This is a genomic window from Dokdonella fugitiva, from assembly GCF_004342425.1.
GTDB classification, from domain to species: Bacteria; Pseudomonadota; Gammaproteobacteria; order Xanthomonadales; family Rhodanobacteraceae; genus Dokdonella_A; species Dokdonella_A fugitiva.
The window spans coordinates 89,477-108,685 of the sequence record NZ_SLWQ01000004.1; the positions used below are offsets into that span (position 1 = coordinate 89,477).

General features: G+C 69.6%; 22 protein-coding genes. 10 read left to right on the plus strand and 12 right to left on the minus strand.

The window, feature by feature from the left end:
* Positions 1–64 precede the first annotated feature (64 nt).
* Together EV148_RS09185 and EV148_RS09190 are read right to left on the minus strand one after the other, a co-directional pair.
* Positions 65–1,375 (minus strand): NAD(P)/FAD-dependent oxidoreductase, encoded by a 1,311-nt coding sequence (locus EV148_RS09185; protein ID WP_131996940.1) that lies wholly within the window; start codon positions 1,373–1,375, stop codon positions 65–67.
* Positions 1,372–2,061, minus strand: coding sequence for a Pr6Pr family membrane protein (locus tag EV148_RS09190; RefSeq protein ID WP_131996943.1), 690 nt, complete (start codon positions 2,059–2,061; stop codon positions 1,372–1,374). The genes EV148_RS09185 and EV148_RS09190 overlap by 4 nt, the downstream gene beginning before the upstream one ends.
* A 75-nt stretch (positions 2,062–2,136) precedes the next feature.
* Between EV148_RS09190 and EV148_RS09195 the strand changes: the two genes are divergently transcribed.
* On the plus strand, positions 2,137–2,982 hold the full coding sequence (locus EV148_RS09195) for a DUF72 domain-containing protein (RefSeq protein WP_131996946.1): 846 nt from the start codon (positions 2,137–2,139) through the stop codon (positions 2,980–2,982).
* Here the strand turns inward: EV148_RS09195 and EV148_RS09200 are convergent.
* Together EV148_RS09200 and EV148_RS09205 are read right to left on the minus strand one after the other, a co-directional pair.
* Positions 2,956–3,963, minus strand: a complete 1,008-nt coding sequence (locus EV148_RS09200; protein WP_131996949.1) for a TolB family protein — start codon at positions 3,961–3,963, stop codon at positions 2,956–2,958. The two genes, EV148_RS09195 and EV148_RS09200, sit on opposite strands and share 27 nt — an antisense overlap.
* Before the next feature lie 61 nt (positions 3,964–4,024).
* Positions 4,025–4,819 (minus strand): aminotransferase class IV family protein, encoded by a 795-nt coding sequence (locus tag EV148_RS09205; RefSeq protein ID WP_131996952.1) that lies wholly within the window; start codon positions 4,817–4,819, stop codon positions 4,025–4,027.
* A gap of 89 nt (positions 4,820–4,908) precedes the next feature.
* On the opposite strand from EV148_RS09205, the gene EV148_RS09210 reads away from it, so the two are divergent.
* On the plus strand, positions 4,909–5,847 hold the full coding sequence (locus EV148_RS09210) for a DMT family transporter (RefSeq protein WP_241988045.1): 939 nt from the start codon (positions 4,909–4,911) through the stop codon (positions 5,845–5,847).
* Between the two features lie 9 nt (positions 5,848–5,856).
* Here the strand turns inward: EV148_RS09210 and EV148_RS09215 are convergent, their stop codons facing one another.
* Positions 5,857–6,246 (minus strand): MAPEG family protein, encoded by a 390-nt coding sequence (locus EV148_RS09215; protein WP_131996957.1) that lies wholly within the window; start codon positions 6,244–6,246, stop codon positions 5,857–5,859.
* A 214-nt stretch (positions 6,247–6,460) separates the two neighbouring features.
* On the opposite strand from EV148_RS09215, the gene EV148_RS09220 reads away from it, so the two are divergent.
* Positions 6,461–6,814: a DUF1428 domain-containing protein gene (locus tag EV148_RS09220; protein ID WP_131996960.1), complete on the plus strand. Its 354-nt coding sequence runs from the start codon at positions 6,461–6,463 to the stop codon at positions 6,812–6,814.
* 26 nt (positions 6,815–6,840) lie between these two features.
* Here EV148_RS09220 and EV148_RS09225 read toward each other — a convergent pair whose 3' ends face one another.
* Entirely contained in the window at positions 6,841–7,284 is a 444-nt protein-coding gene (locus EV148_RS09225) for a nuclear transport factor 2 family protein (RefSeq protein ID WP_131996963.1), read from the minus strand.
* A gap of 194 nt (positions 7,285–7,478) precedes the next feature.
* Between EV148_RS09225 and EV148_RS09230 the strand changes: the two genes are divergently transcribed.
* Positions 7,479–8,807, plus strand: a complete 1,329-nt coding sequence (locus EV148_RS09230) for an amidohydrolase family protein (RefSeq protein ID WP_131996966.1) — start codon at positions 7,479–7,481, stop codon at positions 8,805–8,807.
* Positions 8,808–8,814: 7 nt separating this feature from the next.
* Here the strand turns inward: EV148_RS09230 and EV148_RS09235 are convergent, their stop codons facing one another.
* The 4 genes from EV148_RS09235 to EV148_RS09250 form a co-directional block, all read right to left on the minus strand.
* Entirely contained in the window at positions 8,815–9,318 is a 504-nt protein-coding gene (locus EV148_RS09235; protein WP_131996969.1) for a hypothetical protein, read from the minus strand.
* A gap of 367 nt (positions 9,319–9,685) precedes the next feature.
* Complete coding sequence (locus EV148_RS09240; protein ID WP_158287406.1) at positions 9,686–10,033, minus strand: helix-turn-helix domain-containing protein; 348 nt, start codon at positions 10,031–10,033, stop codon at positions 9,686–9,688.
* Between the two features lie 446 nt (positions 10,034–10,479).
* On the minus strand, positions 10,480–10,677 hold the full coding sequence (locus EV148_RS09245; protein WP_131996975.1) for a hypothetical protein: 198 nt from the start codon (positions 10,675–10,677) through the stop codon (positions 10,480–10,482).
* Between the two features lie 78 nt (positions 10,678–10,755).
* A complete protein-coding gene (locus EV148_RS09250) occupies positions 10,756–12,330 on the minus strand; it encodes a right-handed parallel beta-helix repeat-containing protein (protein ID WP_131996978.1) in 1,575 nt (524 codons plus the stop codon).
* 261 nt (positions 12,331–12,591) lie between these two features.
* On the opposite strand from EV148_RS09250, the gene EV148_RS09255 reads away from it, so the two are divergent.
* Positions 12,592–13,362 carry a TorF family putative porin gene (locus EV148_RS09255; RefSeq protein WP_158287407.1) on the plus strand — a complete coding sequence of 257 codons (771 nt, stop codon included), beginning with the start codon at positions 12,592–12,594 and terminating at the stop codon, positions 13,360–13,362.
* Positions 13,363–13,611: 249 nt separating this feature from the next.
* On the opposite strand, the gene EV148_RS09260 is transcribed toward EV148_RS09255, so the two are convergent.
* A complete protein-coding gene (locus tag EV148_RS09260) occupies positions 13,612–14,079 on the minus strand; it encodes an OsmC family protein (protein WP_131996984.1) in 468 nt (155 codons plus the stop codon).
* A 79-nt stretch (positions 14,080–14,158) separates the two neighbouring features.
* On the opposite strand from EV148_RS09260, the gene EV148_RS09265 reads away from it, so the two are divergent.
* The 5 genes from EV148_RS09265 (at position 14,159) to pip (ending at position 18,055) form a co-directional block, all read left to right on the plus strand.
* Complete coding sequence (locus EV148_RS09265; protein WP_131996987.1) at positions 14,159–15,085, plus strand: aminotransferase class IV; 927 nt, start codon at positions 14,159–14,161, stop codon at positions 15,083–15,085.
* Positions 15,082–15,834, plus strand: coding sequence for a sulfotransferase-like domain-containing protein (locus tag EV148_RS09270; RefSeq protein ID WP_131996990.1), 753 nt, complete (start codon positions 15,082–15,084; stop codon positions 15,832–15,834). Before EV148_RS09265 ends, EV148_RS09270 begins: the two co-directional genes overlap by 4 nt.
* 294 nt (positions 15,835–16,128) lie before the next feature.
* Positions 16,129–16,362 carry a zinc ribbon domain-containing protein gene (locus EV148_RS09275; RefSeq protein WP_131996993.1) on the plus strand — a complete coding sequence of 78 codons (234 nt, stop codon included), beginning with the start codon at positions 16,129–16,131 and terminating at the stop codon, positions 16,360–16,362.
* 69 nt (positions 16,363–16,431) lie between these two features.
* On the plus strand, positions 16,432–16,872 hold the full coding sequence (locus EV148_RS09280) for a hypothetical protein (protein ID WP_131996996.1): 441 nt from the start codon (positions 16,432–16,434) through the stop codon (positions 16,870–16,872).
* A 223-nt stretch (positions 16,873–17,095) separates the two neighbouring features.
* On the plus strand, positions 17,096–18,055 hold the full coding sequence (pip, locus tag EV148_RS09285; protein WP_131996999.1) for a prolyl aminopeptidase: 960 nt from the start codon (positions 17,096–17,098) through the stop codon (positions 18,053–18,055).
* A 6-nt stretch (positions 18,056–18,061) separates the two neighbouring features.
* Here the strand turns inward: pip and EV148_RS09290 are convergent, their stop codons facing one another.
* Entirely contained in the window at positions 18,062–19,168 is a 1,107-nt protein-coding gene (locus tag EV148_RS09290) for a DUF1615 domain-containing protein (protein WP_131997002.1), read from the minus strand.
* Positions 19,169–19,209: the final 41 nt, after the last annotated feature.

Below are 19,209 nucleotides of genomic sequence, written 5' to 3' on the forward strand. Positions count from 1 at the left end.
TGGAGACGGAAGGTGAAGGAGACTGGAAAATCGCCTTCTTCGCGTGCCCCGGGTGCTTCGTGTTTCACGCTTGTCGATTGGTTCTGCGGCCATCCACTTCGCCCGACGAGGGGCATCCCACGGTTTCGTCGCGGCAGCCGATGATGATGCGGGCGTGGCGCTGGTAGGTGAAATACGACCAGATCCATTCCGCCATCACGACGAGGCGGTTGCGGAAGCCGATCAGGAAGAACACGTGCGCCCACAGCCAGAAGAACCAGGCCGGCGCGCCGGAGAAGCGTATGCGGCCGAGGTCGACGACGGCCGCCATGCGCCCGATCGTGGCGAGGTTGCCGTAGTCGCGGTAGCGGAACGGGCGCGACGGGCGGCCGGCCAGGCGCGCGCGGATCATCGCCGCAGCGTGCGCGCCCATCTGCTTCGCCGCGGGCGCGACGCCCGGCACGGGCTTGCCGTCCTGCGTGACGGCGGCGAGGTCGCCCACGACGAACGCGTCCGGATGGGCGGGCAGCGACAGGTCCGGCGCGACGCGCACGCGGCCGGCGCGGTCGCATTCGGCGCCCAGTTGCGCGCCGAGCGGCGACGCCGCGACGCCGGCGGCCCAGATCACCGTGCGCGCATCGATGCGTTCTTCGCCGAGGTCCACGCCGCGCGCATCGATCGCGGTCACCGCCTTGCCGAGGTGCACGCTCACGCCGAGCCGCTCGAGTTGCCGGCGCGCGCGCTCCGAAAGCACGTCCGGCATCGAGGCGAGCACGCGTGGTCCTGCTTCGACGAGGTGGATCTTCGAACGCCGCGGATCGCTGTGGCGGAACTCGCGTGGCAGCGCATGGCGCGCGATCTCGGCGAGCGTGCCGGCCAGTTCCACTCCGGTCGGCCCGCCGCCGATGATGACGAAATCGAGCCATTCGGCCTGCTCGCGCGGATCGGCGGCGCGCTCGGCGGCTTCGAAGGCCTCGAGCATGTGGCGGCGGATGTGCAGTGCGTCGTCGAGGGTCTTCAGGCCCGGCGCATGCCGTGCCCATTCGTCGTGGCCGAAATACGCGTGCCGCGCGCCGCTGGCGAGCACGAGGTAGTCGTATTCGAGCGTGCCGCCGTCGAGCCGGACGCGGCGCCGCGCGACGTCGATCTCGCGTGCCACGTCCATGCGCACGGTCACGTTGCGCTGCCGGCGCAGGATGTGGCGCAGCGGTGCGGCGATGTCGGGCGACGACAGGCCGGCCATCGCGACCTGGTAGAGCAGCGGCTGGAACAGGTGGTGGTTCGTGCGGTCGACCAGCGTCACGCGCACGGGCGCCGCGGCCAGCGCGCGCGTGCACCACAAGCCGCCGAAGCCGCCGCCGATGACGAGTACGTGAGGTAATGCCCGGTCTGTCATCGCTTTGCGGCATCGTGACGCACGGCGTCATCGTGCCAGAACGCACGGCGTCCCCGCAGCGTGCGCGGCAGGCAGCGATCGACGGCGACGAGCAGCAGCCCCGCCGCGACGAACAGCAATGCGATCGCCGCCGCGTTGCGCAGTGCGACGGCGAAGCCGAGCGTGCCGACGTCGATGAACGGGTACGGGTATTCATGCAGCCACGCACCGCGGACCAGGGTCCAGCCGAGGAACGCGGCCGGGAACGCGAGCACGCGCAGTGGATCGCTCCATCGCAGCCGGCCATGCGGGACGCATGCGACCCACCAGAAGAGGTAGAGCGCAGGCACGACATAATGCAAGGCGAGATCGGCGACGCGCTGCAGGCCCCGTGGCGACCAGGTCGACGCGAGCAGGACGTGGTAGATCACGCAGACGATCGCGATGCACAGCGCGGCGGCGCCCTGCACGGGCGCGCGGCGGAAGAAGCGTTGCCACGACGCGTCGCCGCCATGCCATGCCGCTGCCGTCGCGAGCGCGACGGCGAGGTTGCCGAGGATCGTGAAGAAGCTGAAGTAGCGCAGCGTGCCGAACAGCGGCCCGATGTCCTTCCAGGTCGCGGCGATCAGCAGGACGTACTGCAACAGCAGCGCTGAGCCTGCGACGATCGCGATGGCGAGCGCGAACCTGCGTCGTGCGGATGGCATCGGGTCACCTCGCTGGCGTGGCACCGGCTGGGCTGCGCTGCCATCATAGCGTCCATGCAAGCCGATCATCATGCAATGAACGCCACGTCCTCCGACCTGTTCGAACGCGCGACTGCGCACGCCGCCATCCGCGTCGGCATCGGCGGCTGGACCTACGCGCCGTGGCGTGACAACTTCTATCCGGCCGGCCTCGTGCAGCGGCGCGAGCTCGAGTATGCGAGCCGGCACGTCACGTCGATCGAGATCAACGGCACCTACTACGGCGCGCAGAAGCCGGCCACCTACGCGAAGTGGCGCAGCGAGACGCCCGAAGGTTTCGTGTTCTCGCTCAAGGCGCCGCGCTTCTGCACCGATCGCCGCGTGCTCGCCGATGCCGGCAAGTCGGTCGATGCATTCGTGCATGGTGGCCTGGCGGAACTCGGTGACCGCCTCGGCCCGATCAATTGGCAGTTGACGCCGGCGAAGGCATTCGATCCCGACGACCTCGCCGCATTCCTCGACCGGCTGCCGCGCGAACTCGACGGCCGCCCGTTGCACCACGTACTCGAGGTGCGCCATGCGTCGTTCCGATGCGCCGGATACCTCGCGCTCGCACGCGCGCACCGCGTGGCGACCGTGTTCACCGACTCGCCGAAATACCCGTCGTTCGCCGACGTGACCGGCGACTTCGTCTACGCGCGCCTGATGCGCAGCGAAAGCGCGAACACGGACGGCTATACGGCCGGCGCGCTGGAAGCCTGGGCCGCGCGCGCGCGCGCCTGGGCTGCCGGCGCGGAGCCCGCCGACCTGCCGCGCATCGACGAGCCGGGCCCGGCCGGCGGCGCGCGCGGCGTATTCATCTACTTCATCAGCGCAGCCAAGGAGCGCAATCCCGCCGCGGCGATGGCGCTGCTGTCACGGCTGGGCGTGCACCAGCGCTGAGGGCCTGGCCGACGCCAGCCAGGGCTGCAGCGACACCGTCCAGATGTTGTAGTTGCCGTCGTCCCAGGCGAGCATGCGCGCGGTGTCGACCTCGGACTGCGCGCGCGAACGCGGGAACGCGACCGGAACGACGCGTTCGCTGCTGAAGTACAACGTCGCGTGGTCCGGACCGAGGCGTGGTTCGGCGTCGGAACCGCGGCTGTTGATCCGGTCGCCGAGCCAGACGGGTTCGCGCCAGCCGTCGCCATCGCGGAACGCGATGAAGAGGTCGATGCCGACCTTGGGCCGGCGCCCCGAGCCGAACACGACGAACGATTCGTCCGGCGCGACCGCCGGGTCGACGTCGGTCACGCTGCCGTCGCTGAAAGGCAGCGGTTTCGCCGCCTCGTAGAGCCCGTTGCGGAACGCGGAGCGATAGAGGCGGAACTTGCCGCTGCCCGCGTCGGTGGTCATGAACCAGAGGCTGCCATCGGCGGCGACGCTCGGCGCGAACGTCGACGGATTGGGATTGACCGCATCGGGCAATCGCACCGGCACGCTCCAGCCGCCGCCCTTGCGCTCGACGCGCCAGAGATTGCCGCCCTTCTGCGTACCGCCGTTGTAGGTCGCCTCGATCGGCGCGCCGCCCGCTACGGCCGGCCGGTTCGAGACGAACACCAGCCACGTGCCGTCCGGCGCGAACGCCGGCTCCATGTCGTTCCATTCGCCCGAGAACAGCGCGACTTCGGGTTCGGACCAGTGCCCGCCACGGCGGTGCGACACGAAGATCGTCGACTGCGCGGCGTTGCTGCGCGTGAAGTAGACGGTCGCGCCATCGGGCGCGAACGCGGGCGCCGAATCATGCGCGGGGCCGGAGATCGTGCCCGGCGCGAAAATCCCGGGTGCCGCGAGCTGCGACACGCCAGCGTCGGGCCCGATGTCGCGTGCATGCACCGCGAACGTCATCGTCAATCCGGTTGCAGCGACCATCATCCATCGCATCGCAGGATCCTCGCCATTGCCGTGAAGTCGTTCTGGACCGCCACGGGCGACGACCGTTCCCTCAGATCGGCTGCCACGGATGTTCGGCCATCGCCGCGTCGAGCAATGCCTGCAGGGCGGGATCGACCACGAACGGCGTGTCGTCGATGCGGGCGATCGGCATGAACGCGCACGAGGTATTGGTGAAGAACGCGCTGCGGAACCGGCCGATGTCGGCGAGCGACACGCTGCGCGCCGTGCTCGGAACGCCGAGCCGGCGCAACCCGTCGTGCAGCAATTGCATCGAAACACCGCACAGCGCGGGCGCGTCCGGCCAGACGATGCGCTCGCCGTCGAAGAAGCCGACGTTCCAGATCGATCCTTCCGCCACGGCATCGCGCGCGTCGACGAACAGCGCGTCGTCGTAGCCGGCCGCCTGGGCGAGCCGCTTCTGGTGGTACAGGCCGAACGTGCCGATGTGCTTGATGTGCGGCGCCTCGCGCTGGTAGCGCACGCTGCGCACGCGCAACGGCGTCGGCGCGAGCGTGCGAGCCGGCGCGCACGCGACGAGCACGTCGGGCGCCGCCGGTTCGAGCAGGCGGTCGCGATCGAGTGAACGCGAAAACACGGTCACGCGCAGCGACCGCGTGCCGCGTTCGCCGTCGACCACCCGGCGCATCCAGGCGCGTGTCGCGTCGACGTCGAGTTCCCTGCCGAACAACTCGGGCGTCGCTGCCCGCAGGCGCGCAAGATGCAGCTCGAGGCCGCGCACGCCGCCGTCGCATACCTGCATCGAGGTGAAATGACCGTAGTTGACCAGCGCGAGCGCGCGCAAGCCTTCGACGTCGACCGCGTGTCCGTTGAGTTCCGTGCGCATGCAGCTCCGCCCGAATGAATTGTGTTGACGCTGCCGCGGCAGCCCCTAAGATGCGACTCCCCTCCGCATTCTCCCAAGACGTGACCACCCTGTCTCCCGCCACGAAGGCGCAGTTGCAGATCCATTTCTGCGTACTGCTCTGGGGGTTCACCGCGATCCTCGGCAAGCTCATCACGCTCGGCGCGCTCGGGCTCGTCTGGTGGCGCATGCTCATCGTGGTCGCCGCGCTGGCCCTGCTGCCGCGCGCATGGCACGGGCTGCGCATGCTCACGCCCCGGCTGCTCGCCGCGTACGCCGGCGTCGGCGTGCTCGTCGCATTGCACTGGCTCACGTTCTACGGCTCGATCAAGCTCGCCAATGCCTCGGTGGGCGCCACCTGCATCGCACTCGCGACGCCGTTCACCGCGATGGTCGAGCCGAAGCTCGCCGGACGCAGGTTCTCGCTGCGTGAATTGCTGCTCGGCGTGGCGGTTCTGCCCGGCGTCGCGCTCGTGGTCGGCGGCGTGCCGGCCGCGATGCGATCCGGCATAGCGATCGGCGCGCTCTCGGCCCTGTTCGTGGCCTTGTTCGGCTCGCTCAACAAGCGGCTCGTCGAGCATGCCGACCCGCTCGCAGTGACCGGGCTCGAGCTCGGCGCCGGCGTCGCCGCGCTCACCATTCTTGCGCCCACGCTGCCGTACCTGTTCCCGGCGCTCGCCGGCGATCCGTTCACGCTGCCGGGGCCGCGCGATGCCGGCCTGCTGCTCGTGCTCGCGCTCGCCTGCACCCTGCTGCCGTTCACGCTCGCCCTGGTGGCGCTGCGCCACATGAGCGCGTTCGCCGCCCAGCTCGTGACCAACCTCGAGCCCGTCTATGCGATCGTGCTCGCCGCACTCCTGCTCGGCGAGCAGCACGAGCTTACGCCGACGTTCTACTGCGGCGCGGCGATCATCCTCGGCGCGGTGTTCGTGCATCCGCTGCTTCAGCGCCCGCAGCGGATCGCGCACCCGGAAGTGCTCGGCACATCCGAGGTCCACCGCGCCGACTGAGGCGCGGCGTCAGAACATCGCCGTCAGCAGCATGACCAGGCCAACCATCGATACGGTCCATATCGCGGTGCGCAGGAACGGAACGCCGATCGCATACGCCGGCAGGTAGGCGACGCGCGCCCAGAACCAGATCTGCGCACCGAGCGCGGTATGGTCGTCGCCCTTGTGCATGAGCGCGAGCGCGAGCACGGCCGCGGCGAAGAACACGAACGTCTCGAGGAAGTTGCGCGAGGCGCGATCGAAGCGACCAGCCATTCCGGTGAGCGGCGCCGGCTCGCCGTCGCGCGGCCCCGCGTTCCAGAGCAGCCCCCGCTGCGCGGTCGACAGCGTGGCTGCGACGAGGATGTGCACGAGACCGAGCACGATGGACCAGGCGAGGATCTTCAATTCGATCGACATCGACGTTGTCTCCGGGGAGTGGACGGACTCCGTGCGTGGGTGCACGGCTGCGGCGGCACGCCGCTGCCGCGGCAATCTAGCACGCGAGACCGCGGCGCCCGCGCAAGGGGTGGCTGTCCTGCCATCGCGCGCGGGCGTGCCTTGTCGATCCGCGGCCCCCCGCTTCGTCGTCATGGATGCGGCGACCGTAGCCGCGTTTCCCGGAGGCAACGCCATGTCCTACGTCGATGGTTTCGTCGTTCCCGTGCCGAAGGGCAAGCTCGCGGCCTACCGGCGCCTCGCGCGCAAGGCTGGAAAGGTCTGGCTCGAGCATGGCGCGCTGCGCTACGTCGAATGCGTCGCCGACGACGTGCAGCCCGGCAAGGTCACTTCGTTCCCGCAAGCGGTCAAGCTCGAGGCGGACGAAGTCGTCGTGTTTTCGTGGATCACGTACGCGTCGCGACGCGACCGTGATCGCGTCAACAAGAAGGTGATGTCCGACCCGCGGTTGAAGATGGATCCGAAGGACCTGCCGTTCGACGGCGCGCGCATGTTCTGGGGCGGCTTCAGGCCGATGGTCGAGCTCTGACGCCGATCGCACGCGGGCGCGACGGTTCACTGCTGCAGGCGGCTCGCATGGCTGGCCGCGAGCTTCCAGCGGCCGTCGCGTCGCACCCAGGTGTCGGTGTACTGGAAGTCCGCCGCGAACGCGTCCTTGCCGGACGTGCCCTTGACGGTCGTGACGCCGGTGATGATGGCCGCGTCGCCGTAGAGGCGCACTTTCTGCTCGTGGTTGCTGAACACCTCGTAGCGGGGTTCGCGCCGCGCGATGTCGGCCACGTTCCGGTCGTAGCCCGTCACGCCGCCGTGCGAGTCGGTGAGCGTGAAGGTCGCGTCGAGGTCCCTGCGCGCGATCGCGGCGTCGCCGCGCTCGAAAGCCTGGCAGAGTTCGGCTTCCACGCGCAGCAGTTCGCGCGTGTCGGCCGCGTCGTCGCGTGCGGCCGCGGCAGCGGTCGCGGCGAGCGCGAGCATGCAGGTGAAAAGGGAGCGGATCCGCATCACCGGGGCCTCGTTGCAGGGGCGGGGGCCCCAGTGTAGGCCCGTGAAGGCGTTCGCGCGTGACGCGAAGTGCTCGATTGCGCTAAACCCTGCCTGCGCTTCGCGCATCGAACGCACCGTTGACTCCACGACTCCATGGACCCGCCTTGAACGATCGCCTGCGCCGCCTGTCCGCTTTGCTCTTCGCAGTTTCGATGTCGCACGCGCTCGCTGCGCCGCCGGCATCGCCTGCCCCGCCCGGCGTCGCGTTCGTGCACGTCAACGTCGTGCCGATGGACCGCGAGCACGTGTTGCGGAACCAGACCGTGGTGGTGGCCGGCAACCGCATCGTCGCCGTCGGTGCGGACGTCGAGCCGCCCGCCGGCGCCGCGATCATCGATGGCCATGGCACGGCCTGGCTTTCGCCCGGACTCGCCGACATGCACACGCATTCGGACAGTGCGCGCGACATGGCGCTCTACCTCGCCAACGGCGTGACGACGGTGCTGAACATGGGCGAGGCCTCGAACGAGTTCCTCGCCCAGGTGCGTCCGGCGATCGAGCGCGGCGACAAGCCCGGGCCGCACATCCATGCGGCGTTCCTCGTCGACGGTTCGCCGCGCTATGGCCATTTCACGGTGACGAATGCGAGCGAGGCGCGCGAGATCGTGCGCCTCGCCAAAACCAATGGCTACGAGTTCATCAAGGTCTACAACAACCTCTCGCCGGCCGCGTTCCGCGCGCTCGTCGACGAGGGCCGGCGCCGCGGCCTGCCGGTCGTCGGACATGGCGTCACCGCGGTCGGCGTCGAACGCCAGCTCGACGCGGGCCAGCTGATGATCGCCCATGCCGAGGAGTTCCTTTACACCTACCTGCTGCAGCCCGGCGCGGGCAGCGCCGACCCGGTTCCGGACACTGCCCGCATTCCGGGCGCGATCGACGCGATCCTGCGCAACAAGGCATTCGTGACCGCCGACATCAACACGTACGCGACGATCGCCCGCCAGTGGGGCAAGCCTGCCGTGGTCGAGCGGTTCCTGCACGAACCCGAGGTGCGTTACCTCTCGCCCGATCGCCGCCTTGCGTGGCGCCATGCGGGTTACGACGAGCGCCGCGGCAACCTCGATGGCAACCTCGCGTTCCTGCGTCGCTTCACCAAGGCCATGAGCGATGCGGGCGTCCCGCTGGTCGCCGGCACGGATGCGCCGACGATCCCCGGCCTCGTGCCCGGCTGGTCGCTCCACGACGATCTCGCGGCGCTCGAACAGGCCGGCTTGTCGCGCTACGAAGCGCTCGCCACCGCGACCTGCACGCCGGGCAGGCTGCTGCATCGCGCTGCACCCGCAGCGATCGAGTCGGGCACGGTCGAAGCAGGCCGTCGCGCGGACCTGGTGCTGACGGAAGGCAATCCACTCGACGACCTCGCGACGCTGCGCCGTCCGCTCGGCGTGATGATCGACGGCCGATGGCACGATGCGGTGAACCTCAGGCGCATGCTCGACGACGTTGCCGCCGACTATGCGGCGGCAGGCACCCCGCGCTGATCGCGCGTCACGCGGCGTCGCTGTCCGCGGGTGCGGTCAGCGCGTAGAAACGGTACAGGCGCGATTCCTTCTCATCGAGATAGCGCTGCAGGACCGCGCGTGCCTCGTCGACGAGCGCGGCGGGCGGCATGCCGGGCCGGCCACGCGAGAACAGGCCTTCGACCAGGCGCATGAAATGGCGCGCGAGCGCATTCGCTTCGCGCCGCAATGACGTGACCGTCGCCGCGCCTTCGACGTCGTCGGCCAGGCGGCGCGCGATCGTCGGGTAGAGGCGCAAGGCTTCGGTGCGTTGCACCTCGTGGAGCTGGCGCACGCAACGCGAGATGGCGAGCGCGGCCGCTTCGAATGATCCCCGCCGCCCCGCGTGGAGCGCGACCGAATAGCTCATCATCAGTCCACGATTGGCGCGGCGAAGCTCTTCGATCAAGCCGGGATCATGCCGCCACGGCGCGCTCCAGTCGAAAGCCGCGTGTACGTCGTGTGCCTCGCCTGCATCCGCCTTGCCTGCCATGGTCGACGCTCCGTAGCGGACATCGGGTACGCGCTGCGGTTCGCGGTCGCGGGTCGCGGCGACACCCGGCCCGGTGCCGGGCGGGTCGGATGTCGCCGGCCCTCCTGCACGTCGACGGTCGCCTTCCTGCCGTCGATGCAGCGCATTCGCACGAACGGACGCGCGTCCGCCGCGAACCGCGCGTGCAGGTTTCCTCCCCAACGCCGGAACTGCGTGCGGTACGAACGCTAGCAATCCGGCCAGACGCGGTTCAAGACGGCTGCGGGGTTAGCCGCGCTAACAGCAGCAGGCGTTGGCGAGCGGAGTCGTCGTCATTGCATTCGCGGCGGCCGGCCTCGCACCGGCGGCCTTCGCACGCGCACGAATGCTAACGGCGACCCGGACGCACTTCTTCGAGCAGGTTGACGAGCATCTGCTTCGCGCGCGGAGACAGCAGCCGGAAGCGCTCGAGCAGCACTTCCTCGGTCCAGTCCTGCGCGTATACGTCGAGCTTGAGGGCGGGAATCGAATCCGGGTGCGGCCGGCGCTGTTTGCGCTCGCCGCGGCCGGTGGCGAGCCACTCGAAACTCACGCCGGTCGCCGCGGCGATCTCCTGCAGGCGCGGCGTGCCGGGGCTGGTGCCGTTCGGATGTTCCCATTGCGCAGCCGCGCTCGGCGTGACGCCGACGCGTTCGGCGAGTGCGGTCTGTGTCAGCTTCGCATCCCGCCGCGCCACGCGAATACGGCCCGCAAGCTTGACCCGGTCGTCCGAAGCCGTTCTTGAAATTTTCATGCAGCACCGATGTATTCGAAGAGGAACTATATACAGCGAGATGCGGAACTCTAGGACACCGATGCGCAGGTTGCCATCGTTTTCGTCAGCGACTTCCACGCAGCGCCGCAGGTGCCCGCACGCAAGCATGCGCAGGCCCGACGCCCACGCCGGGTCGGGAACGAAGAACGAAGCCCCTTGAGCAGCGCCGAGGGCGGCGTGCAGGCGATATCGTGGCGGTTCAGGGGAAAACAATCGCAGGCCGACGCGGGATCATCACGCGTCGGGGTTCAGCGGAAGCGCCGCGTGTGGCGGGCCCAACTGTGAGGCGGGCGAGTGCCGTTCGCGCAACCGGCCTGTTTGCCCGCGCGGGCGACGCAACCATCCCTGTCGCGTCGCGGGTGGCGGCCTCAGTGGAGGCTCGCGCTCGGCTTCCCGTGCGCATTCGCATTCGAGGAAGCCGGGCGCCAGGCCAGGATCTTGTTGAAGGAGAGGGGCAAGCCGTAGACGTCGATGAAGTCGTCGTTGCGGTACACCGCGTCCTGCCACTCGCCGTCACGCAGCTTGACCTGGATCTTCTGGCCTTCGATCGGCAACTGACTGTTCATGCGTCCTCCTCGCAGTAGATGCGGGAAGACCGTAAGCGAGGGCACCTAAGTGCCGCCTGAAGCGGCGCGCCGCAGCGTTCAGGTAGCGGCGGGCGAGCCAGCCTCGAATCCGCTGCGGAAGATCAGGTCGGGCTGGCGCTCGTAGGCGCCGATGTCGACGGCGCCGTTGCGCGGCGCGCCGCGCTGGTCGACCGCCGGCGCACCGACCACGGACCCGGTGTCGATCGCGGGGCTGCCGGGCGGCAATGCCATCGTCTCGGTCGGACCACCGTTCCAGGCCGGATCGACGAGGTTGGCGGCGGCGAACGCGGTGCCCGGGGCGACGGCCGCTTCGACCTGCCCCGCCGCGGGGCGCGCCTGGGGCCATTGCAGGTTCCCGGCACCGGCAGCGGCCGGGTGCAGCATCGCCCAGGGGTTGTACGCATTGCCACCGACGTTGTCCTCGAACAGCACGTTGCGCAGGGTCAAGGGTGCACCGCTGTCATTGGCGATGCCGGCCGCGAAACAGACCGCGCACGGTGCCGCGTTGTGCGCGATCGTGACGTTCTGCAAGGTGAGTGCCGTCGCTGCCTGGATCGCCATCGCGCCGCCGAGCCCGCCGCGCGCGATGTTGCCGACGAAGGTCGAGTTGCTGATGCTGCCTTCCAGCACGCCGCCGTAGCCGAACAACGCGAGACCGGCGTAGCCGTTGGCGTCGTTGTCGCGGAAGGTGCTGCCGCTGATCACGATCGGGCTGCCCTGGATGTAGGCGCCGCCGGCGAGCTTGTCCGCCGCGCTGCTGGTATTGCCTTGCAGCGTGGAGTCCTGCAGGCGCGTGTGCGACGCGCCGCTGTAGGTGACCGTGAACAGCCCGCCGCCGAATGCGTTGGCCTCGTTGTCGGACAGGCGGACGCGGCACAGGTTCAGGAAGCGCGCGTCGCCGTCGACGCCGATTGCGCCGCCGTTGCCGCCATTGCCCGGATTTCCGCCGCTGCCGGTCGCATGGTTGGCCGTGAAGAGGCTGTCGTAGAGGTTCACGCGCTTGGAGCCGAGTGAATACAGCGCGCCGCCGTTCGAACCGCTGTTGGCATCGAGCACGCTGCGCACGAGTACCAGTTCGTCGGCGCCGACGACGTAGAGCGCTCCCCCGCCGTCGTCCTGGGCGCTCGTGATCGCATGGTTGTCGGTGAAATGCACGTCGAAGAAGCGCAAGGCCACGGCCTGCCACGGACCGCCGGTCGCCTTGTAGACGCCGGCGCCACTGCCGCTCGGCGTGCTGCCGCCGGCAATCGTTCCGTGCAGCAGCGTGAACGTGTAGGCCTGGTTGCCCGGGTTCTGCACCTCGATGACCCGCCGCGTGTGGCCACCCGACAACGTCGCGCCGCCGAGCTCGAGCGTGGTCGCGCGCGTGACGCGCAAGGTCGCCGAGACGACGAGCGTCGACGCGCCGATGTCGAGGCGGATCGCCCCACCGGCATCGAGCGCCTGCTGCAACTGCGCCGTCGTCACGCTGCCCGCGCTGCCGTCGCCGAGCACCACGGGCGAGGCCAAGGCAGGAGCCGACGGCGCGACGCAGTCGAACGCGGCCTGCGCGAGCACGCTCGCGGGCACAACGCCTGCCGCGCCGGCGAGTGAAAGGAACCAACGTCGGAACGTGACGAAACAGGCGACCATGCGCAGCTCCCTCCGGGCGGCGCGATGGTAGGCCGCCCTGCACCTCCGCGACGTGACGGGATCGTCACTGGTGGCTCGACGCGAGGCGCTCGCGAAGCCCCGGAGCGGATCGCTGCCAACCGCGCGCTCCGCCACGCGCAATGGCTCCGGTGCGGGCCTGCGCAAATGGTCCTGTCCCATGCCGCATGCGGACGCAAGACTCGGATCGTCCCGACGGTCGCCGCCCTGCACGATGCGCCGTCATCCGTTGCCGAGGCCCGCATGACGTCGAAGCTGCCGCACGCGCTGTTCCCGTTCGCCATCGCCGCCGCGTGCCTGCCGGCCAGGGCTGACGAGGCGCCGCCGATGGTCTACGGCTACGTGCAGCTCATGAACAACTACATCGGCCGCGGCCTGTCGCAGAGCGTGGGCGAGCCGTCCGTGCAGGCAGAGCTCGACGTGAACCCCGGCGAGGGGGTCTACGGCAACGTGAGCGCGGTGCGCATCGGCTGGATCGACAGGATCACGCCGGGCAACCGCGTGCACTACGAAGTCGATGGCGTGCTCGGCTATCGCTGGCTCTTCGGCGGCGCGGGCGAGGTGCGCGCGGGCATCCTGCAACTGCAGTTCCCGGGGCACTACGTCACCGGCGCACGCAAGCCGGACACGACCGAAGTCTTCGCGTTCATCGGCTGGCACGGCCTCAATGCCCGCCTCAACTACGACCTCACCGATTCGTTCGGCACGCCTGATTCGCGTGGCTCATGGTACCTCGACACCAACGCCAACTGGGCCGTCGCGCCGCGCTGGAACCTCGCCGCCCACGTCGGCCGGCGTCATTCGCAGGGCACCGATCCGCTCACCGGCGCCAGCAACGGACGGCTGTTCTCCTACGCCGACTACAAGCTTTCCGTGGCACGCTCGTTCGCGCACGCGACGAGCCTCACGCTCGCCTGGTCGTGGACGACGGCCGACCCGGCAGCCTATACGCTCGATGGGTACGACGTCCGCGGCCGCCACGTGTCGGTCGTTCTGGAGAAGGACTTCCCCTAGGCCTGCCATGCCGGCCCCGCCGGCCGCGCGGCATCCCGGCGCGAGGGAATTTCCGCGCCCATCTGCGCGGTTTTCCAGCTGTACACATGCGGCCATTCGTCTAGGCTCGATGTCACCCGAAGGAGAGCCACCCGGCCGGCCGCCGCCAGCGAACGGCAGCGGACGCCGGATGTTCGGGCCGCCGCAGCACCCGGATCCCGAAGCCCAGGGGATGGACCCTTCGGACCGGGACTGCGGACTTCTTCCGCTTCAGCCCACCCGGGTCACGATGCGCACGCTGCCCTGCAGTGTCCGATGCACGGGACACCGTTCCGCGATCTGCAGCAGCCGTGCGCGTGCCCCGTCGTCGAGCGTGCCGTCGATCCACAACGTGCGTTCGAGCCGGTCGACCTTCGCGCCGGCATCGGTTTCGCAACGCTCGCAGTCGATCTCGTGCACTTTTTCGTGCCGCACGAGCACGCGGATCGCCGTGACCGGCAACCCCTTGAGCTTCGCGTAGGCGTGCAAGGTCATCGCCGTGCACGCGGCGAGTGCGGCCGACAGCATCCCGTAGGGCGATGGTCCCGCGTCGGTGCCACCGCGTGCGACCGGCTCGTCGGCGATCGCGGGATGCCCGGCGATGTCGAGTGGCGTACGGAAACCGCTGTTGTCCGACACCGCGTAGGCGTCGCCTTCCCCGAGCGCGACCGGCGCGCCTGTCGAACCCGTCGTGGCCACGGACGTCTCCTGTCGATGCGGGTGGCCATGCTACCGTCAACGGATGCGGCCCGCCGGGGCCGCCCGCATCGGAGACGCCATGGCCAAGGGCACGCACGACTACCAACCCGATCCGCGCAACGAATCGGTGCAGGTCAACGTCAACGGCGAGCTCGTCCCGCGCGCGCGCGCGGTCGTCTCGGTGTTCGACAGCGGTTTCGTGCTCGGCGACGGCGTCTGGGAAGGACTGCGCCTGCACGACGGCGGCCTGCCGTTCATCGACCTGCACATGGACCGTCTCTACGAAGGCGCGCGTGCGCTCGACCTCGACATCGGCCTCGGCCGCGAAGACCTGGTGCAGCGCATCGTCGACACCTTGCGCGCGAATGGCATGCGCGACCACGTCCACATCCGCCTCATGGTCACGCGCGGGATCAAGGCCACCCCGCACCAGGACCCTCGGTTCATCGTTTCGGGCGCCACGATCGTGATCGTGCCGGAGTACAAGCAGCCGCTGCCGGCGACGCTCGAGCGCGGCATCCGCCTGTTCACGGTGCACGTGCGGCGCGGCGCGCCCGACGTGCAGGACCCCAAGCTCAACAGCCATTCCAAGATCAACTGCATCCTCGCCTGCATCCAGGCCCAGAAGGCGGGCTGCGACGAAGCACTCATGCTCGATCCGCACGGCTTCGTCGCGACCTGCAACTCGACCCATTTCTTCATCGTGCGCAAGGGCGAGGTGTGGACCTCGAGCGGGAAGTACTGCCTCGCCGGCATCACGCGCTCGAACGTGATCCGCCTGTGCCGCGAGCACGGCATCCCGGTGTTCGAGAAGGATTTCAGCCTCACCGACGTGTACGGCGCCGAGGAGGCATTCGTCACCGGTACGTTCGCCGGGGTCGTGCCGGTGCACGAGATCGACGGACGCACGCTCGGTGCAGGCACGCGCGGCCCGATGGTCGAACGCCTGCAACGCGAATACGTCGCGCTGGTACGCGCGGAAAGCCGCAAGGGGCCACGGGTATGAGCGCGACACCGGATCGTCCGCTGCGCATCGCGATGTGGTCGGGGCCGCGCAACATCTCCACCGCGATGATGCGCGCATGGGAGAACCGGGAGGACACCGTCGTGATCGACGAGCCGTTCTATGCGTGCTATCTCGCCGCCACCGGCGTCGACCATCCGGGGCGCGAGCGGGTGCTGGCGGCGCAGAGCACGGACCGCGCGCAGGTCGCCGCGATGCTCGCCGGCCCGGTCCCGGACGGCGCGCCGATCTGGTACCAGAAGCACATGACCCAGCACATCCTGCCGGACATGCCGCTGGACTGGCTGGATGCATTGACCCATTGCTTCCTGATCCGCGCACCCGAGGCCGTGGTCGCTTCGTTCACGCGCAATCGCCCGGATGCGGCGGCATGGGAGCTCGGCTTCGAGCAGCAGGCGCGGCTGTTCGACCACGTCTGCGAGCGCACCGGTGCGGTGCCGCCCGTGGTGGACGCGAGCGACGTGCTCAAGGACCCGCGCGGGATCCTCACCGAGCTCTGCTCGAGAATCGGCATCGCCTTCAGCCAGCGCATGCTCCAGTGGCCGAGCGGGCCGCGCGCGAGCGACGGCGTCTGGGCGCCCTGGTGGTACCACGCGGTCGAGCAGTCGACCGGTTTCACGGCCTACGAGGAGCGCAGCCCAGCGCTCGGCGCGTTCCAGCAGCGCCTGGCCGACCAGTGCCGTCCGTACTACGAACGCCTGTCCGCGCATCGGCTCGCCACGCGCAGTTGAGCGCGCCGGGATTCAATTTCCGTTTGTTGCGCCGCGTTCAGCCATGCGGTGCAAGACTTCGCCTCGCAACGATTGGTGACACTCCCTCCCCTGAGTCAATCCCACGTTTGCGCCGCGCGTGAGCGCCGCACCTGGACAATTCGCAGTGACGATCGCCATGGATGAAGGCGAAGGAACGGCGGGCCCGGCGCAAGTCTGGCCCGCCGTTTCCGTTTGAGGGGCCCCCTGCACACCTGGCATTCAGCGTAGTGCAGCCACGATGACCGTCGGAAGGGGTGCCGTGGAGTACGTCCCATGACGAAGATCGACATCCTCGACATCGCCGGCGGAAGCGGCATGCTGCTGCAGTGCCCGCATTGCAATACCTACAACCTCGACACGCCGTTGCTGCCGCGCGGCGACGACCACGTCGAATGCCTCACCTGCGGGCAGCTGTTCACCTACGCGCGTGCCGAATCGCATGCGCTCGCCAGTACCCGCCAGATGCTCGCGCGCAAGTTTCCGAACCTGCCGCTCGATCCGCTCTGAGCGACATCGCCGCATCGGAGGCGCCCGGGGACGGTTCCCGCGCGCGAGGAACTGCTCTACGCTCGGCGCATGGAGCCGCAACACAAACGCACCGCCGGCGCGCTCGTGCGCGCCGTCGTCATGCTGGCGATCAAGCTGCTGTTGAACGCGGCACGCGACATCGTGCTCATCCCGCTCGCGGTGGCCGCCGCGGTCGCCGACCTTGCCCTGCTTCGCAGTGGCGAGCCGCGCTTCTTCCGCGCGGTGCTGCGCATGGGCGAATGGTCCGATCGTTGGATCGACGTCTGGTCGGGTGGCCGCGAGCCGCACGAGGATCCACGCGAGAACGTCGACGCCCTGCTCGCCCGCGTCGAAGTCGTCGTGCGTGATCCGCAGGCCGGTGCGCGCCGCGCCCGCGTGCTCAAGCGCTGGGCGGAACGCCAGCTCACCCGCGCGCGCCGTGCCGCGCGGCCCGCGCTGGGCGGCGATGGAACGGAACGGCCACCGGGTGGTGCGAAGCCGAAGGCGTAGGAATTTTCCTACACGAGGACGCGCAAAGCCTCCATCGCGCGCGGCTACGCGCGACGCGCACCCTGCATCTGCCCGGGAAACACCTCGCGCCAGGATCAGGCGCCCCGCTTCTGGGCATGGAAGCCTGCCCGGGTATTGCGCACGCGCGCACGCCCCTCCGCACTCCCCTCCCGCGTCCCGTTCCCGCCCGCTATGCTCGCGCCGACACCCCATGGAGTCGCGCATGCGCGAGCTGTATCCGGACATCGAGCCCTATCGCACCAGCCGCCTCGCCGTCGATGACCTGCACACCCTGCACATCGAGGAATGCGGGAATCCGCACGGCCTGCCGGTCGTGTTCCTGCACGGCGGGCCCGGCGCCGGCCTGTCGACCTACCATCGCCGTTTCTTCGATCCCGCGCGATACCGCATCGTGCTGTTCGACCAGCGCGGCGCGGGCAAGTCGACGCCGCACGCGGAGCTGCGCGACAACACGACGCAAGACCTCGTCGCCGACATCGAGAAGATCCGCGTCCACTGCGGCGTCGAGCGTTGGGTCGTATTCGGCGGATCGTGGGGTTCGACGCTCGCGCTCGCCTATGCGCAGGCGCATCCGGAGCGCGTGCTCGGCCTCGTCCTGCGCGGCATCTTCCTCGGCCGGCCGGCCGAGCTGCGCTGGTTCAACGAACTCGACGGCGGCGCGCGCTGGATCTTCCCCGAGCGCTGGCAGCGCTACGTCGAACACATCCCGGAAGACGAACGCGGCAATCTCGTCGAGGCCTACTGGCGCCGCCTCGACAGCCCCGATCCGGACGTCCGCCTCGCCGCCGCGCTCGCCTGGGGCTGGTGGGAAGGCGGCAGCACGACGCTCGTGCACGACCCGCTCGAAAGCGGCATGTTCGAGGAGCCGGCGGCCGCGATCAGCGTCGCCCGTGCCGAGGCGCACTACTTCCGGCATGGCGTGTTCCTCGGACCCGACCAGTTGCTGCGCGACGTCGGTCGCATCCGCCACATCCCGGCGACCATCGTGCACGGGCGTTACGACATCATCTGTCCGGTGAAGAGCGCGATCGACCTCGCCGCGTCATGGCCGGAAGCCGCCTTGCACGTCGTGCTCGCCGGCCACAGCGCAGCCGATCCGGCGATCGTCGACGTGCTCGTCGGCGCGACCGACGCGTTCGCCGACCGCTTCGGGCGCGGCTGATCGCGGTCAGCGCCCGTCGCGCCGCAGGCAAGCCTGGTAGCGTCCGTCGACGCGATCGGCGAACCACGCAGTGGTGAGCTTGCGGGTGATCTTCGCGCTGTGCAGCGCGATGCCCGGCACGAGCGCGCGCGGCAGTGGCTTGCGCGATTTGCGTTCGGCGAGGTCGAACACGCGCGCGTACAACGGCAGGCGCTCGAATGCGTCGCTGCCGCCGCGTTCGAGCGCGCGGCGAATGTCGCGCTCGTCGAGGCCGAGCCGTCGCGAGAGCGTGCGCAGCGCACGCTCGGTCTGGCCTGGAGCGTCGAACGGCGCAGCCGGCTGCAGCACGTCGCCATCGAGCGCGAGCGGCAAGCCGGACGCCACGCTGACGGCGTTCTGGAAGGCCGCGTTACGGCTCGCGTACCAGCCCGCGTTGAAGTCGGCGAAGCGATAGATGGCTTTCGGATACGACGCGGGATAACCGAGCAGGTGCGCGGTGCCGAACCAGATGCCGCCGCGCCGGCTGAACACCTCGTGGCGGATCGATCCGGCGCGCGGATACGGATAGCGCTTCGCATGCGCCTCGGCGAACGCGATGCCCACCTGCATCGGTCCCGCCGTGCGCACCGGGTTGAGGCGCCCGAACAGGCGCTGTCCGAGCGGCACCATGCCGATGAAGTCGTCGAACATCGCACTCATGTCCTGCTCGGTGCGCACGGCCGCGAGGCGGTCGCGGTAACTGCGCCCGTCCGGGGACCGGATGCGCAGCGCCGCGTCGACGAGGAAGTCCGGCACGTGGAGTGCAGCCGCGCGCCGGTCGATCTCGGCGCGCGCGATCTTCGGCAATCCCGGCACGGGCGGATCGACGCGGTAGGTCGACTCCTGCTCGATGACGGCGAGCACGGCGCAGAGGTTCTCCGTGCCCGCTTCGAGGTCCTGCGTGCGCAGCGCAGCCTCGATGTCCCCCGCCCATCCGTCGCGGTCGGCGACATTTGTCGGCATCAGCCTCGCGATCGTGGCGCGCACGTCCGCGGGACGGCGTTGCGGCAGCTGCGGGCGCGGCGTCGCGCAACCGGCGAGCACGGCGAGCAGCGCGAACACGGCAACGTGCCGCACCATCGTGACGCGATCCATCCGGTTGTCTCCTGCCTGCATCGGCACCAGCTTACGTCGTG